Source organism: Glycomyces sp. NPDC047010 (genome assembly GCF_040644205.1).
GTDB lineage: Bacteria > Actinomycetota > Actinomycetes > Mycobacteriales > Micromonosporaceae > Glycomyces.
Genome location: NZ_JBEYVY010000002.1, coordinates 232,581 through 247,347, shown reverse-complemented (window position 1 = coordinate 247,347; position 14,767 = coordinate 232,581). Strand labels below are relative to the sequence as shown.

Sequence of the window (14,767 nt, the reverse complement as noted above, 5' to 3'; positions counted from 1 at the left end):
TGAAACGCCTCCGGGGCCGGGCGGATCTTCACTCGTTCAGGAGACGGAGGACGACCGGGCGGGAGACGGTCCCGGCGACCTGCTTCGCGAGGTGGTTGGCGCTCGCACCTGCGGTGTTGGCGCGGCGGAGGGCGGCGCCGAGGTGCTCGCGGGCGGCGTCGGCCTCGGCCTGGGCGCGGCGGAGGCGCTCGGCTGCGGCGGCGACCTCGTCCTCCGGGTCCTCGGGGGCCCGGTCCTCTGCAGCGGGCGGGTCGGCGAAGGCGAGGGCGGCGTGCTCGGCGAACGGGACGAGGAGGTCCTTGATCGCGTCGGCGTCGTTCGAGCGGTCGCCGAGCATGAGGCGGCGCAGCTGCGGGACCAGGTTGAGCCAGTTGGGGACCCCGCAGATGAGGAGGGTGATCAGGCCCGCGCGGAAGGCGTCGTCGGTGCCGAACTGGGCCATCGCGGCGTCGAGCTTCCGCTCGTAGTGGGCCGCGCGCCAGCCGTCGATGTCGTGCGCGTCCTCGCCGCGGTCGAGGCCCTCCCAGGTGAGCAGGCGCAGGAGCTGGGGGTGCTCGCGGTGGTAGTCGTAGAGGCGGACGACGAAGGGGCCGACGCGGCCGTCCTTCCAGAGGGGGTCCACGACGTCGGTGAACTCCTGGAGGGCGTCGATGAGGACGGCGTCGAAGAGCTTGTCCTTCGAGCCGAAGATCCCGTAGATGCGCTCCTTGTTGACACCCGCGGCCTCGGCGATGCGGTCGACGCGGGCGCCCGCCAGGCCGCGCTCGGCGAACTCCTCGCGGGCGGCGCAGAGGAGGGCGGCGCGGGTGGCGTCGGAGCGCCTGGGCTCATGCATGAGGGCCAGATTACCAGAAGATAAACCAACTATTTGGTTGACATGGGGTCGAGAGCGGGCCTACATTTGCCCGCATGACAGCAACCACCACCGCGTCATCCGCCCCGTACGTGCCCGCCGGCCCGCCCGGACGCCCCCGGACCGGCTACACCCCGGCGCGCACCGCCGTCCCGGTCTTCGCCTTCGCCGCCCTCCTCGCCACCGGCCAGATGTACACCCCCATCCCGATGTTCGCGCAGATGGAGGCGTCCTGGGACGCCGGGATCGGCGCGATGACCTGGATCATCAGCGCCTTCGCGTTCGGCTACGCCGCCGGATTCGTGCTCTTCGGGCCCATGGCCGACCGGTTCGGGCAGCGCCGCGTCCTGGTCACCGGATTGATCGCCGCCGGAGTGGTCACACTCTTGACCGGACTGGCGCCCTCGCTGGCCGTCGCGATCCCCCTCCGGGTCCTCCAGGGCCTCGCCGTCGGCGCCATCCCGCCCGCGATGACCGCCTACGCCACCACCCGCATCGACCCCGCCCGGCGCGCGATCGCCGTCACCGCGATCATCACCGCGTTCCTGTCCGCCACCGTCATCGGGCAGCTCGCCGCCCAGGCCGTCGTGCGCAGCGCCGACTGGCGGTGGGTGTTCGCCGGGTCCGCGGTGCTCTTCGCCGTCGCCGCACTCGCCGCCCACCGGATCATGACGCCCGACGACGTGCGCCCCGGCGCGAGCCTCGCCCGCAGCTACGCGGCCATCCCGCGGGTGCTGCGCATCGGACGGCTCCTGCCCATGTTCGGTGCCGCCGCACTCGCCATGGGCGCCATGGTCGCCGTGTACACCGGGATCGAACTGACCGGCGTCGTCTCCGGCAACGCCGAACTGCTCGCCCTGCGCGCCAGCGCCCTGCCGGTGATGATCGCGCTGCCGTTCATCGCCGTGCCGCTCGCGCGCCTGGAGCGGACGACCCACCCGGTGCTCGGGACCGCCCTCGCCGGACTCGCGATGGTCGGGGCGGCGCTCGCGGGCGGCCAGGTCGTGGCCCTCGCGTTCCTGCTCGCGCTCCTGGTGCTCGGCATCGGGATCGTCGGCCCGGCCATGAACCAGACCGCGGCCGAGGCGGGCGGGGAGCACCGGGCCGCCGCGACCTCCGTGGCGATGTTCAGCTTCTACGTCGGCGCGACCGCGGGGCCGCTGGCGGCGCGCGCCGTCGCGCCGCACGGGTTCTCCGCGCTGGCCTGGACGCTTGCGGCCATGCTGGTCATTGCAGCAGGATTGGCCTTGTGGGGCAAGAGGAAAGCCTCACGCGTCTGAGCAGTAACAGGACAATGGAGGCTCCTTGATGGACAAATCCGGAGAACGCCATGAGCGCGGACTGAAGGCACTCCAGTTCGTGTCGGGCCAGGCCGAGCCGGCGGTCGTCGACACCGAGACCGCGCCCGACCTGGGCCGGTACGTCATCGAGTTCGGGTACGGCGACGTCTACAGCGGCCCCGGCCTCGAACCGCGCGACCGCCAGCTCGTGATCCTCGGCGCCCTTGCGGCGCTGGGCAACGCGGCGCCGCAGCTGCGGTTCCACATCAACGGCGCCCTCAACGCCGGGTGCACCCGCGCGGAGGTCGTCGAGGCGCTCACGCAGATCGCCGTCTACGCCGGGTTCCCCGCGGCGATCAACGCGGTGACCGCCGCGCGGGAAGTGTTCGACGCGCGCGACGCCGAGGACGAGCGGCACTGAGCAGGACCGGCCGGACGGCGGGCGCGGGCGACCCCACACCGCCCGCGCCCGCCGTCCGCCCCCGTGCGGGCGCTCACCCCAGGGTGAAGCGCAGGACCGCGGCGCCGTCGGCGTCCATGCCGAGGAGCTGCACGAGCAGTTCGCCGTCAGCGGGTGCCGGGGCGAGCGCTTCGAGCTCGGCGGCGTCCTCGAAGCAGCGCGACTGGAACGAGGTGCCGAGGGCGGTGATCTCGCAGACGCCGTTGACGGAGCCGCCGACGGACGAGCCGCCGCTGGAGATCGAGAACTCGATGCCCTCGCCGGTCACGGCCGTGACCGAGAACGGCAGGGCCTCGCCGGCCGTGATGTCGACCGGTTCGGCCACGGCCACTTCGCAGGCGCCGTCCGCGCAGGCGGCGTAGTCCGCGCCGTCGGCGGCGGTGAGTGCGGTGGGTTCGGCCCCGGTCGGCTCGGCGGTGGTGGTCTCGGCCCCGGTCGTGGCGTCCGCGGCTGAGTCATCGGAGGCCGTGTCGTCGGCGGGCTGCCCGCCGCAGGCGGACAGGGCCGCGGCGGCGAGCAGGGCGATTGCGGTGCGGGCAGTGGATCGCATGCGCCGAGGGTAGGCGCGCGCGGGCGGGACCGGTCCCGGGGCTCCCGTGCTGCACTGGGGCTCCCGAGGGCCCGAGGAGCGCCGCCATGTATCCCTTCCCGATCGGCCCGCAGGCCGCCCCGCCACCGCCGCCCCCGCAGCCGCCGCGCTCCGCGGCCGATCCGGTCGCGGCCGTCGCCGGGAACGCGACGATGCTGGGGATCGGGTACATGCTCATGCGGCGGCCCGTCCTGGCCGCGGCGGCGCTGTGCGGCACCGGGTTCCTGGTGTGGTCGGCCGCGGTGCAGGTCGAGAATCCCCTGTGGAGGTTCATGCTTCCGGCGTGGGGGCTCGCGGCGATCCTGCACGCGTGGTGGCTGACGCGGCGAACCGTCCCGTCCCCGCTGGTGGACCCGTCGGGTGCGGTGCGGCGCCTGCGGTACTTCGCGGTCACCGCCGCGGCGCTCGTGCTGCTCTCCTTGGGCTGGTTCAGGATCGACGCGTGGTGGACCGTCCACGATGCCGAGGCCGCCCAGGCCGCGGGGGACTGCGCCGACGCGGTCGCGGCACTCGACACCCTCGACGCGGTACACCGGGTCGCGTTCGGACCGGTCACGGTCCGCGCGGACGAGGAGCGGGAGGCGTGCGAAATCCTCCTTGCGGCCCTTGAGGAAGCGCCGTCCGAGGCCGCCGCGGGCCTCGCCGAGTACCTGGAGCATCCGGGCGCGCTGTGGGACGGCGCCGGGCCCGAGCGGGCCGCGCGGCTGCTCGAAGCGGCCGCCGCAGGCGGCGCGCTCGACCTGACCGACGTGGGGAACGCGTTCGCGCAGTTGGAGACCGTGCTCGACGAGACGCCGGGGCAGGCCGGGGCGGTGCGCGGCGTCGTGGAGGCGTTCATGGCGGACCTCGCGGACATGCCGCCCTGCCACGGATACGCGGCCGACCACTGGCTCGCCGAACAGGACTGGGACGCAACGGAACTCACCGAACCCGTCGCCGCCGCGGCGGCGGACGCGCCCGTGCGGACGCTCCGCTGCGGCCAGGAGTGGGCCGACGGCGGCGACCTGGAGGAGGCCGCGGTCCTCTACCGCGAGTTCCTCGCCGAGTACCCCGGGCACGAGCTGGCCGCGGAGGCCGCAGACGGGGTGCTCGACACCGGCTCGTACTGCGCCGACCCCGTCGCGTACACCGGGGCGCCCGCGTACAGCGGCCGCGGACCGCACCCGATGCGGTTGCAGGGCACCACGTCAGAGGACCGCGGCTTCCCCGCCGGATGGCTCGGCGCGGACGCCGCCGGGACCGAGCTCGTCGTGTGCGTCACCGCCGAGGTCGGCGACTTCCAGGACTCGTGCCGGTACCAGCGGTCCGACGGGAGCCTCCTGTGGGCCACGTTCTACGCGCACCGGTTCAATATCACCGCGTACGAACTGCGCACCGGCGAAGCGGTCGCGGATTACTCCCGGCAGATCGGCGAGCCCTGCCCGGACACGATGGACGGCACGTACTCGACCGTGTACTTCTCGTACTACGGCGACTTCATGTCCCTCGCGTCCGAGTACACGGACGCGGAGTTCCGCGGCATGTTCTCCGGGATCGTCGGTGCCTAGAGGTACTGTCCGACCTGCTGCTGCGGGACCTGGTGCTCGGTGCGGTTCGGGCTCGTGCCGCCGCGGCGCGCGTACAGCTCCGCGAGGGTCATCGGCTCGCGGACCTGGGCGCCGCCGAGCCAGTCGCTCGATTCGAGCGTCGACAGCTCGCCGACCTCGATCTGCGCGAGGCAGCGGCCGGGCCTGACCACGGCCGGATGGAGGCGGTCGAGGCGCTCGTTCGTGGTGATCGCCACCATGATCTCGCGGCCCTGGCCGAGCAGGCCGTCCGTCAGGTTCAGCAGGCGCGCGAGCGACTGGCCCGACGCCTCCTTCGCCTCGCCGCGGATCAGCTCGTCGCAGTCCTCCAGGACCATCAGCCGCCAGTGCTCGCGGCGCGGCTCGCCCGGGGCGAGGTCCGTCTCGATCGCGAGGTCCATCTCCGACCCGATGATGACCTCCATCAGGTAGGACGGGTCCGCGAAGAACGCCTCCGGGTCCAGGACCGTGTCCACCTGGCACCACGGCGCCCACTCGCGGGCCAGCGCCCGCAGCGCCGTCGTCTTGCCCGTGCCGGGCGGGCCGTGGAACAGCACCAGGCGGCCCGTCACGTCAGAGGACTGCGTCGCCATCAGCTTCCCCAGCGCCGAACCGGCACTGGAGGAGTAGTTGCGCTCGATCTCCGGCCAGCGCGGGGCGCTGATCGACCGGGTCGAACGGAACGGGCCGCGCGCCGACCGGTACCAGAAGCCCATGTCGACCTTGTCCTCGCCGACCTCCTCGACCGAACCGGTCCGGTCGGTGACGTACGCGGCGATCTCCTCGGCGCGCTCGCGGGTCACGGCCGTGACCACCGCCTGGCCCGAGCCGTCGCGCCAGCGCTGCGTGCGCAGCGTCCACCCGTCCCCGGTCACGAGCTGGAGGAACGACGTCCCCGAGATCGACCGGATGAGCGCCCCGCCCTCGGGGATCAGGTCGACGTCGTCCGCGACCATGTCGAGCGCCCGGACCACCGCGTGCGGCTGATCGCCGCGCACATAGGCGTCCAGCGCCATGAGGTTCAGCACGTTGGACGGGTCGTCCGAGCCGTCCAACGTGAAGTGCATGTTGCCCAGCACGCCGCCGCCTCCCTGGAGCAGGTTCATGATCTCACCGCGTCTTTCGATGATTCCCATCGCGATCCACCATAGAAAATACGGCTCCGCCCCCGTCGCTGCGACTGGCAAGGCTACTTGGACGGCGCCCCGTGATCGTGCCTTATGACCCCGACATGGCGGGTCGGCGCCCGCAGGGCTCGCCGGGGGAGTTGCCGGAGATATCTGACCCCACCCGGTGGGGCGTGAGCTGGAACAATCAGCCATGCTGGGCTACGTGACCGCATCGACCGAGACCAGCCAAAACACCGCCGACACCATACCTGTTGGCGGCGGCGGTCCCCGAAGCGGGCTGCGCACGGCCCACCGCGGCCGGGGACTGCGGGCCCTCGCGGTCGCCGCCGCGGCCCTGGCCGGACTGCTCGCCGCGGTGATCGCGCTCGACCTCGGCGGCGCCGTCGACATCGAGGAGATCCCCGGGCTCTCGGCCGCCGACCCCGCCGTCACCTGGGCCGCCGGACTCCTGAAATACGCGTACGACCTGGCGATGCTCGCCGCCGTCGGCTGCACCGTCGCCGCCGCGTGCTTCCTGCCCGGACGCCCCGGCGCGCGGCGGCGGCTCGCCGCCCAGCCGTGGCGGTGGCTGCGCGTCGGCGCCGTCGCCTCCGGGCTGTGGGCGGCCGTGTCGCTCGCCAGCCTCCCCGTGGACTTCGCGAACACGTTCGCGCGGCCCCTCTCGGAAGTCACCCTCCCGGGTCTGTGGTCCTACATCGCCCAGTACGAGCAGGGGCGGGCCCTCGGACTGACCGTGCTCCTCGCGGGCGCCGCCGCCGTCGCCGCGGCGCGCGCGTTCACCATCCCGGGCGCGGCCCTCGCCGCGGCCCTCGCGCTCGCGGCCGCCGTGCCGCCGGTGTTCACCGGGCACTCCGCGTCCAACGGCAACCACCAGATCGCCGTCGACGGGCTCCTCATCCACATCGTCGCCGCCGCGTTCTGGGCCGGGGGCCTGTTCGCGCTGTTCATCGCCCGCAAGGACCCCGCCGTCGCCGCCCGCCGGTACTCGTTCGCCGCGGCCTTCGCGTACCCGGCGGTCGCCGCCTCCGGGCTCATCGTGTTCGTCGCGAACGTCGCGCTCACCGACCTGTGGGAGTCCGCGTACGGGCGCATCGCGCTCGCGAAGCTCGCGGTCCTCGCCGTCGGCGGCGTCCTCGGATGGGCGCACCGGCGCCGGACCCTCCCCGCCGTCGAAGCGGGCAGCCGCCGCGCGTTCAACCGGCTCGCCGCCGTCGAACTGGCGCTCATGGCGATCGCGTTCGGCCTCGCCTCCTCCCTGTCGGTCACGCCGCCCCCGGCCGAGGAGCTCCCCGACCCGAACACGGCCCTCCTCGGCTTCCCCACGCCCGAGCCGCTCACGCTCGCGCGCATCCTCACCGACTGGTACCCGTCGGTCCTGTTCTGCACCGCCGCGCTCGCCGCGACCGGGTTCTACATCGCCGGGGTCGTGCGCCTGCGCCGCCGCGGCGACTCGTGGGCCTGGTACCGGACCGCCCTGTGGGTCGGCGGCTGGGCGGTCATCGTCCTCACCACCTCCACCGGCCTCGGCAAGTACGGCATGGTCCTCTTCAGCGCGCACATGGTGCAGCACATGGCGCTCAACATGCTCGCGCCGATCCTGCTCGTGCTCGCCGCGCCCGTGACCCTCGCGCTGCGCGCCCTCAAGCCCGACCGCGCCGGCGGGCCCCGCGAATGGCTCCTCGCCGCGCTCCACAGCCGCTGGTCCAGCTTCATCTCCCGCCCGCTCATCGCCCTCCTCGTCTACCTCACGAGCCTGTACCTCATGTACTTCACCGGGATGTTCGAGTGGGCCATGCGGTCCCACTTCGGGCACCTGTTCATGACCGCGCACTTCCTCGCCGCCGGGAGCCTCTTCTTCTGGGTCGTCATCGGCCCCGACCCCAAGCCCCGGCCGCTCTCCTACCCCGCCAAGGTCCTCCTCTACTTCGTGTCCATCGTCTTCCACGCCATCTTCGGCGTGACCCTGATGATGGGGACGACGCTCATCGCCGACGGCTGGTACACCCAGATCGCCGTCCCCTGGGTCACCGACCTCCTCGCCGACCAGCGCGCCGGAGGCGGGATCGCCTGGGGCTTCGGGGAGATCCCCAGCCTCATCATCATCGTGGTCCTCATCGGACAGTGGGCCCGCTCCGAGGAGCGGGAAGGGCGCCGGCTCGACCGGATGGCCGAACGCGCCGCCGCCAGCGGCCACCCGGAGGACGACCCCCACGAGGTGTACAACGCCTACCTTGCCAGCCTCGACCAGGAACGCCGCTAGACGAACGTCCGAAACCACCCCTGACGAAAGTCAGGGATTCCCGGCCCCGATTCCGGTCGAAAGACAGATGCGGCCCGCCCCCACCCGCCATACCGTTGCGGCATGAGCGAACACGACGCAGCAGCAGCCATCGACACCCTCGCCGTCCACGCCGCCGAACCCCGGCCCGCCCACGGCGGGTCCGTCGTCCACCCCATCTACCAGGGCACCGTCTTCGAGACCGTCCCCGGCCAGGCGTACGACGAACTCCAGTACATCCGCCTCAACACCAACCCCTCCCAGGAGTACCTCCACCGCAAGCTCGCCGCCCTCGAAGGCGCCGAGACCGCGCTCGCCACCGCCTCCGGCATGGCCGCCATCACCACCACCCTCCTCGCCACCCTCGGCGCCGGAGACCACCTCATCGCCGCCGGCGCCTTCTACGGCGGCACCCACCACTTCCTCACCGAGCAGGCCCCGCGCCTCGGCTGGACCGTGGACTTCGTCGACCCCGAGGACCGCGACGCCTGGACCGAGGCACTCCAGCCCCGCACCAAGGCGTTCCTCGTCGAGACCATCAGCAACCCGCTCGCCCGCGTCGCCGACCTCGAAGGCATCGCCGCGTTCAGCCGCGAGCACCGCCTCACCAGCATCATCGACAACACCTTCGCCACACCCGTCGTCTTCCGGCCCCACAGCATCGGATTCGACCTCGTCTGCCACTCCGCGACCAAAGCCCTCAACGGCCACTCCGACCTCGTCGCGGGCGTCGTCACCGGCAGCGCCGAACACGTCGGCGCCGTCCGCCACGTCCTCAACCTCTACGGCGGCAGCCTCGACCCCCACGCCGGATTCCTCCTCGCCCGCGGCCTCAAGACCCTCGCCCTCCGCGTCCGCCAGCAAGGCGCCAACGCCCTCGCACTCGCCCGGTTCCTGGAGGGCCACAACGCCATCGCCCAGGTCAACCACCCCGGCCTCGACACCCACCCCGACCACGCCCGCGCCACCGCCCTCTTCGACGGCTACGGCTCCGTGTTCTCCTTCCGGCCCGCGGGCGGCGTCCCCGCCGCCGAAGCGCTCCTCAAAGCGCTCAGCCTCCCCTACGTCGCCCCCAGCCTCGGCGGCGTCGAATCCCTCATCACCCGGCCCGCCATCACCAGCCACGCCGGCATGAGCCCCGAAGAACGCGCCGCCGAAGGCATCCACGACGACCTCATCCGCTTCTCCACCGGCATCGAAGCCGCCGACGACCTCATCGCCGACTTCCGCCGCGCACTCGGCGACTGACGCCCCGGACCACTGCAACCGGAGGAGGGAGCCGCTGGCGCAAGGGACAGAACTTCATTAGGGTGGGGCCAATGCGCCGAATGCCCGCGAAAGGGGCCGTGCCATGGGACCGTCCGACCGGATGCTGCTCGTCGAGATCACCGAACGGCTCAAACGCCTCGGCGACGCCGTCGACGGCGTCCGCGAAACCCAAGCGGGCATAGAGCGGCGCCTCGACGCCATCGAAGCCGAGGCGAAAGCGAACCGCAAGGCCCTCAAGACGAGCGCACGCACCACGTACGCCCAGTTCGAGGACCTCATGGCGCTCTACCGCCTCACCGGGCCCGCCGGACCGCTCCCGCGCATGCGCGACTGGGCCGCCGGACCCGAACTGACCCGGTACCTCGCCGAAGAGGTCGCCGCCCGCGGCGGCGCCCGCGTCCTCGAATGCGGCTCCGGCACCAGCACCGTCGTGCTCGCCCTCGTCGCCCGCTCGCTCGGCGCCGGGCAGGTCACCGCCCTCGAACACGACCCCCACTACGCCGCGCAGACCCGCGCCGAACTCGAAGCCCGCAACCTCGGCGGCTGGGGCAAAGTCGTCGACGCTCCATTGACTGACGTGGATCTCGGCGGCGAGCGCTGGCGCTGGTACGACCCGGGCCTGCTGCCCCACAACGAGATCGACATCCTCCTGGTCGACGGGCCGCCCGGCCCGACCGGGCCCCAGGCCCGCTACCCGGCCCTCCCGGTCCTCGCCGAACGCCTCGCCAAGGACGCCCTCGTCGTCCTCGACGACGCCGACCGCCCCGACGAACGCGCCATCGCCGCCCGCTGGACCGACGCCTACCCCGACCTCGTTCCCGAGCACCTCCCCCACGACCGGGGGACCCTGCTGCTGCGGCGCACCGCGCCCTGACCCGAGTGCCCGGCGGTCACATGTCCCGGTGCCGGTACGTCATGAGTACCGAGCACCGGAACATCGAGAGGACCGAACATGGGCACCGACAACGCATCGCAGCAGATCGCACTGGTCACCGGCGCGAACAAGGGCATCGGCCGGGCGACCGCCGAGCGGCTCGCCGCCCGGGGCGCGACCGTGCTCGTCGGCTCGCGCGACCTCGGCCGCGGCGAGCGCGTGGCGGCCGCGATCCGGGCCGACGGCGGGGACGCCCGCGCCGTCGCGCTCGACGTCACCGACCAGACCGCGATCGACCGGGCTGCCAAGGAGATCGAGGAGCGGTACGGCCGCCTCGACGCCCTCGTGAACAACGCCGGGATCTCCGGGTCGGGGAACGCGGCGCCACAGGACGCCGCCGACCGCGTCCCCAGCGCCGTCGACCTGGCGGTGGTGCGGGAGGTGTTCGAGGTCAACGTCTTCGGGGTCATCGCCGTCACCAACGCGATGCTCCCGCTGCTGCGCCGCTCCGCTCGGGCGCGCATCGTGAACCTCACCAGCCACGCCGCCTCGCTGACGCTCTACGCCGACCCCGACGGGCCGTTCACGGACCTGCCCTCGGCGGCGTACTCGCCGTCCAAGACCGCGCTCAACGCGGTCACCGTGCAGTACGCCAACGAGCTGCGGGCCGAGGGCATCCTGGTGAACGCCGCCGCACCGGGCTATGTGGACACCGAGATCAACGGCAACACCGGCGTGCTCACCCCGGCGCAGGCCGCCGAGCACATCGCGGACCTGGCGGTGCTCGGCGCGGACGGGCCGACCGGCGCCTTCAGCAGCGCCGACGGCCCGCTGCCCTGGTAGCGGCCGCCGCCCAGCGGCGCCCGCTCCCGGTCGTTCAGACCCGCTTGCTCCAGTGGGGCATGGGGATCGGGACGAAGCGGATGCGCGAGCCCGGACGGGCCTGGGCGGCCGCGGCCTGGGCTTCGGGGCCGACGACGCCGACGACCGGGTAGCCGCCGGTCGTGGGGTGGTCGGCGCCGAAGAGGATCGGCTGGCCGTTCGGCGGGACCTGGAGCGCGCCCGCGGCGATGCCCTCGCTCGGGAGCTCCAGGGACGCGTCGGTGCGCTTGAGGACCGGGCCCTCCAGGCGCAGGCCGATGCGGTTGGAGTGCTCCGAGACCGTCCAGACGCCGCGGGTCAGCTCCGCGACCGCCTCCGGGCGGAACCACTCCAGCCGCGGTCCCAAGTGGAGCTTCATGACGAACTCGTCGCCGATGCCCGCCCACGGTGCGGGCCACTGGGTCGGCAGCGGCGGGTGGGCCGGGGCCGGGCCGAGGGGGATCGTGTCGCCGTCCTTCAGCGGGGCCGGGCCGAGCCCGGAGAGCAGGCACGTCGAGTGCGAGCCGAGGCTCGACTTCGGGTGCAGGCCACCGGAGAACGCGAGGTAGGAGCGCACGCCGACCTCGGCGGGCCCGGCGTCGAGGACCGACCCGGCCTGGAGCTTCACGGGCTGGCCCCACGCCTCGGGGCGCCCGTCCACGGTCACCGCGCAGGGCGCGCCGCCGACGACGACGGTGACGGCGCGGTGGGCCTTCACCGTGGCGCCGTTCAGGGTCGTCTCCAGGGCGCAGGCCCCGGTCGGGTTGCCCGCCAGCTGGTTCGCGAGCCTCCAGGAAGGACGGTCGGCGGCACCGGAGGGCGGGACCGCGAGGTGGCCCCAGCCGGGCCTGCCCGCGTCCTGGCAGGTCGTGAGCACGCCCGCGCGCAGGATCTCGATGTGGCTCATACCCGCACCGCCGCGAATCGCACGCGCGTGCCGGGGACCAGGAGCGCCGCCGGTTCGCGGTGCTCGTTCCACAGGCGGCCCGGGTTCGTCATCGTCGCGATGAGCTGCCAGCCGCCGGGGCTGGTGCGCGGGTACACGCCCGTGTAGGGCCCGGCGATGCCGAGCGAGCCCGCCGGGACCCGCGTGCGCGGGCTCTCGCGGCGCGGCACGCGGTAGCGCTCGGGGAGCCCTTCGAGGTACGCGAAGCCGGGGGAGAAGCCGCAGAACGCCGCCTCGTACTCGATCCCGGAGTGGATGTCGGCGACGTCGTCGGGGCGCACGCCCCACAGGGCCGCAACGGCTTCGAGGTCCGGGCCGTCGTAGCAGACGGGGATCTCGACGGCCTCGCCCGCGGCCTCGGGCTCGTCGCCGAGCGGCCAGCCCGGCAGCTCGGCGGCGAGGAGCTCGGGCTCGTCGACGCCGTCGACGAGGACGGTGGTCGCCCCCGGGACGAGGTCCTCGGCCTCCAGGAGGCCCGACATGCGGCGGCTCTGGAGCGACCGGTAGCAGGCGCGGGCGGCGGCCGTTGTGCCGCAGTCGATCAGGATGCCCCTCGGTCCGGCCGGGAGGGGCCTGAGCCGGTGGGCGGCGGGCGGTGTGCTCACGAGAATGCCTCCACGTCGATGCCTCGTTCGTCCAGTGCGGCCCTGATCGCGGCGGCGACAGCGACCGCGTCGGGACCGTCGCCGTGCACGCAGATCGATTCGGCGGCAACGGTAGTGCGGGTGCCGTCGGCGGCGGTGACCTCGCCGTTCGCGGCGAGGTCGATCGCCTGCGCGACGGCGGCGTCGGGCGCGAGGAGCGCCCCGGGTCGACCGCGCGGGACCAGGCGGCCGTCCCGCAGGTAGCCGCGGTCGGCGAACGCCTCGCCCGCGACCCGCAGCCCCGCCCCCGCTGCGGCGCGGTCGAGTTCGCTCCCCCGCTGCGTCAGCACCAGGCCCACCCCCGCGAGGCGCGCGCCCTCGGCGACGGCCGCGGCCTGGACCGGGTCGCGCCCGGCCCGGTGGTACAGGGCCCCATGGGGTTTGACGTAGGCGACGTGCGAGCCGGCGGCCTCGGCGAAGACCCGCAGCGCCCCGATCTGGTAGGCGACCTCGGCGGCGAGTTCGTCCGGCGGGACGTCCATCTCGCGGCGGCCGAACCCGGCGAGGTCGCGGTAGGACACCTGCGCCCCGATCCGCACCCCGGCCGCGGCGGCCAGCTCGCACACCCGCCGGAGCGTGGCCGGGTCCCCGGCGTGGAAACCGCATGCGACATTCGCGCTCGTGACGATCCGCAGCAGTGCGTCGTCGTCGGTGAGCTCCCAGCGGCCGAAACCTTCCCCCAGGTCCGCGTTGAGGTCCATGCGATCAACGGTACCGGATCACTCTTTCGGGCGCATTTTGCGCACACAGGTGGTTCCGGGGCCGATTTCTGTCGGACCCCTCGGCAATGATCGGCCGCAGACTGGCGTTCCCCTCTGGGTGGGTGGGGGCTAGGGATGGACTACGGCCCTAAGCCCTCAATGAGGCCATTGCGGAACCCCGTCGAATGCAGGTTGCGGCAAACGCTTTCTTTCGCTATGTTTCTAGCAGTCAGCCAGGTCCGGCCGAGCGGCCGCCGACACCCCCGGAGGAACCATGACGACCGGTCCTGCCTCGAACCCCCACGACCTCCGCGCCCCCGCGCCCCTGTTCACCGACCCGGTCTACGACGGGCCCACCGACCCCACCGTCGTCCACGACCCCGACGGCGGGCTCTGGCACCTCTTCTACACCCAGCGCCGCGCCAACCAGTCCGACGCGATCGGCAACGACAGCGGCGTCGCCTGGGTCCACGGCACCGACATCGGACACGCCACCAGCCCCGACGGTCGCCAGTGGACCTACGCGGGCACCGCCGCCGGGCCCGACTGCGACAACCACGACACCTGGTGGGCCCCCGAGGTCCTGCGCCACGACGGGCGCTGGCACATGTACGTCACCTACCTCGAAGGCATCCGCGAGGACTGGTCCGGGCCCGCCGAGATCCGCCACTACACCTCCGGCGACCTCGACACCTGGGCGTACGAGTCCACGCTCGACCTCGACTCCGAGCGCGTCATCGACGCGACGGTCCACCGGCTCCCCGACGGCCGGTGGCGCATGTGGTTCAAGGACGAGCGGCGCGAGAGCCACGTCTACACCGCCGACTCCGACGACCTCTTCACCTGGGCCCCAGCGGGCCCCGCCGTCACGGGCCAGGGCCAGGAGGGGCCGACGGTGTTCGCGCTCGGCGGCGTCTACTGGATGGTCACCGACGGCTGGTCGGGCCTGCTCGTCCACCGCTCCACCGACCTGGAGCACTGGCACCGCCAGCCCGTGCCGCTCCTCGCCGGGCCGGGGCGCCGCGCGTTCGACGAGGCGCTCGGGCACCACGCGATGGCGCTGACGCAGGGCCCCGACGAGGCGTTCCTCTACTACTTCACGCACCCCGGCGGCGGGCGCCGCTCCGCCGTCCAGGTCGCGCGGCTCCACGTGCGCGACGGGTGGCTGCGCTGCGTCCGCGACGACCACTTCGACTACCTCCCCGACCCCGCGAGGACCGCCGCGCTCCGGGGCGGCACCGCCTGAAGCGCGCCGGAACCGGTCCCAAAGCGGGCGAAGCGAACTCCTGACACTCTGTAAACAAGCTTGTCGAATCC

The 14,767-nt window shown here is 73.2% G+C and carries 14 protein-coding genes; 8 read left to right on the top strand and 6 right to left on the bottom strand.

What is annotated here, in order from left to right; all coding sequences use genetic code 11:
- Positions 1-28 precede the first annotated feature (28 nt).
- Complete coding sequence (locus AB0A65_RS04670) at positions 29-835, bottom strand: TetR family transcriptional regulator (protein WP_359946248.1); 807 nt, start codon at positions 833-835, stop codon at positions 29-31.
- Positions 836-909: 74 nt separating this feature from the next.
- Between AB0A65_RS04670 and AB0A65_RS04665 the strand changes: the two genes are divergently transcribed.
- Both AB0A65_RS04665 and AB0A65_RS04660 read left to right on the top strand, forming a co-directional pair.
- On the top strand, positions 910-2,133 hold the full coding sequence (locus tag AB0A65_RS04665; RefSeq protein ID WP_359946245.1) for an MFS transporter: 1,224 nt from the start codon (positions 910-912) through the stop codon (positions 2,131-2,133).
- A 28-nt stretch (positions 2,134-2,161) separates the two neighbouring features.
- On the top strand, positions 2,162-2,554 hold the full coding sequence (locus AB0A65_RS04660; protein ID WP_359946242.1) for a carboxymuconolactone decarboxylase family protein: 393 nt from the start codon (positions 2,162-2,164) through the stop codon (positions 2,552-2,554).
- Positions 2,555-2,627: 73 nt separating this feature from the next.
- Here the strand turns inward: AB0A65_RS04660 and AB0A65_RS04655 are convergent, their stop codons facing one another.
- Positions 2,628-3,143: a hypothetical protein gene (locus AB0A65_RS04655; protein ID WP_359946239.1), complete on the bottom strand. Its 516-nt coding sequence runs from the start codon at positions 3,141-3,143 to the stop codon at positions 2,628-2,630.
- 86 nt (positions 3,144-3,229) lie between these two features.
- Here AB0A65_RS04655 and AB0A65_RS04650 point away from each other — a divergent pair, with 86 nt between their 5' ends.
- A complete protein-coding gene (locus tag AB0A65_RS04650) occupies positions 3,230-4,729 on the top strand; it encodes a hypothetical protein (RefSeq protein WP_359946236.1) in 1,500 nt (499 codons plus the stop codon).
- On the opposite strand, the gene AB0A65_RS04645 is transcribed toward AB0A65_RS04650, so the two are convergent.
- Positions 4,726-5,883 (bottom strand): DUF5925 domain-containing protein, encoded by a 1,158-nt coding sequence (locus tag AB0A65_RS04645; protein WP_359946233.1) that lies wholly within the window; start codon positions 5,881-5,883, stop codon positions 4,726-4,728. The genes AB0A65_RS04650 and AB0A65_RS04645 overlap by 4 nt on opposite strands.
- Positions 5,884-6,079: 196 nt before the next feature.
- Between AB0A65_RS04645 and AB0A65_RS04640 the strand changes: the two genes are divergently transcribed.
- The 4 genes from AB0A65_RS04640 to AB0A65_RS04625 all read left to right on the top strand — a co-directional run bounded on the left by AB0A65_RS04640 (position 6,080) and on the right by AB0A65_RS04625 (position 11,141).
- A complete protein-coding gene (locus tag AB0A65_RS04640; RefSeq protein ID WP_359946230.1) occupies positions 6,080-8,137 on the top strand; it encodes a cytochrome c oxidase assembly protein in 2,058 nt (685 codons plus the stop codon).
- A 102-nt stretch (positions 8,138-8,239) separates the two neighbouring features.
- The gene (locus AB0A65_RS04635) at positions 8,240-9,403 is read left to right on the top strand and encodes an aminotransferase class I/II-fold pyridoxal phosphate-dependent enzyme (protein ID WP_359946227.1); all 1,164 of its coding nucleotides are present in this window, start codon (positions 8,240-8,242) and stop codon (positions 9,401-9,403) included.
- 103 nt (positions 9,404-9,506) lie between these two features.
- The gene (locus tag AB0A65_RS04630) at positions 9,507-10,298 is read left to right on the top strand and encodes a class I SAM-dependent methyltransferase (RefSeq protein WP_359946224.1); all 792 of its coding nucleotides are present in this window, start codon (positions 9,507-9,509) and stop codon (positions 10,296-10,298) included.
- 78 nt (positions 10,299-10,376) lie between these two features.
- Positions 10,377-11,141 (top strand): SDR family oxidoreductase, encoded by a 765-nt coding sequence (locus AB0A65_RS04625; protein WP_359946222.1) that lies wholly within the window; start codon positions 10,377-10,379, stop codon positions 11,139-11,141.
- A gap of 34 nt (positions 11,142-11,175) precedes the next feature.
- Here the strand turns inward: AB0A65_RS04625 and AB0A65_RS04620 are convergent, their stop codons facing one another.
- From AB0A65_RS04620 to AB0A65_RS04610, 3 genes are read right to left on the bottom strand one after another with little or no spacing between them, the layout of a single operon-like run.
- Complete coding sequence (locus AB0A65_RS04620; protein ID WP_359946220.1) at positions 11,176-12,066, bottom strand: biotin-dependent carboxyltransferase family protein; 891 nt, start codon at positions 12,064-12,066, stop codon at positions 11,176-11,178.
- Positions 12,063-12,710, bottom strand: coding sequence for an allophanate hydrolase subunit 1 (locus tag AB0A65_RS04615; RefSeq protein WP_359946217.1), 648 nt, complete (start codon positions 12,708-12,710; stop codon positions 12,063-12,065). The genes AB0A65_RS04620 and AB0A65_RS04615 overlap by 4 nt, the downstream gene beginning before the upstream one ends.
- Positions 12,707-13,450 (bottom strand): 5-oxoprolinase subunit PxpA, encoded by a 744-nt coding sequence (locus AB0A65_RS04610; protein ID WP_359946214.1) that lies wholly within the window; start codon positions 13,448-13,450, stop codon positions 12,707-12,709. The genes AB0A65_RS04615 and AB0A65_RS04610 overlap by 4 nt, the downstream gene beginning before the upstream one ends.
- Positions 13,451-13,724: 274 nt before the next feature.
- On the opposite strand from AB0A65_RS04610, the gene AB0A65_RS04605 reads away from it, so the two are divergent.
- Positions 13,725-14,696 carry a glycosyl hydrolase gene (locus AB0A65_RS04605; protein WP_359946211.1) on the top strand — a complete coding sequence of 324 codons (972 nt, stop codon included), beginning with the start codon at positions 13,725-13,727 and terminating at the stop codon, positions 14,694-14,696.
- Positions 14,697-14,767 lie beyond the last annotated feature (71 nt).

Coding starts and splice junctions, on each gene's coding strand:
- AB0A65_RS04670 (WP_359946248.1), bottom strand. CDS start 835: ATGCATGAGCCCAGGCGCTCCGACGCCACCCGCGCCGCCCTCCTCTGC.
- AB0A65_RS04665 (WP_359946245.1), top strand. CDS start 910: ATGACAGCAACCACCACCGCGTCATCCGCCCCGTACGTGCCCGCCGGC.
- AB0A65_RS04660 (WP_359946242.1), top strand. CDS start 2,162: ATGGACAAATCCGGAGAACGCCATGAGCGCGGACTGAAGGCACTCCAG.
- AB0A65_RS04655 (WP_359946239.1), bottom strand. CDS start 3,143: ATGCGATCCACTGCCCGCACCGCAATCGCCCTGCTCGCCGCCGCGGCC.
- AB0A65_RS04650 (WP_359946236.1), top strand. CDS start 3,230: ATGTATCCCTTCCCGATCGGCCCGCAGGCCGCCCCGCCACCGCCGCCC.
- AB0A65_RS04645 (WP_359946233.1), bottom strand. CDS start 5,883: ATGGGAATCATCGAAAGACGCGGTGAGATCATGAACCTGCTCCAGGGA.
- AB0A65_RS04635 (WP_359946227.1), top strand. CDS start 8,240: ATGAGCGAACACGACGCAGCAGCAGCCATCGACACCCTCGCCGTCCAC.
- AB0A65_RS04630 (WP_359946224.1), top strand. CDS start 9,507: ATGGGACCGTCCGACCGGATGCTGCTCGTCGAGATCACCGAACGGCTC.
- AB0A65_RS04625 (WP_359946222.1), top strand. CDS start 10,377: ATGGGCACCGACAACGCATCGCAGCAGATCGCACTGGTCACCGGCGCG.
- AB0A65_RS04620 (WP_359946220.1), bottom strand. CDS start 12,066: ATGAGCCACATCGAGATCCTGCGCGCGGGCGTGCTCACGACCTGCCAG.
- AB0A65_RS04610 (WP_359946214.1), bottom strand. CDS start 13,450: ATGGACCTCAACGCGGACCTGGGGGAAGGTTTCGGCCGCTGGGAGCTC.
- AB0A65_RS04605 (WP_359946211.1), top strand. CDS start 13,725: ATGACGACCGGTCCTGCCTCGAACCCCCACGACCTCCGCGCCCCCGCG.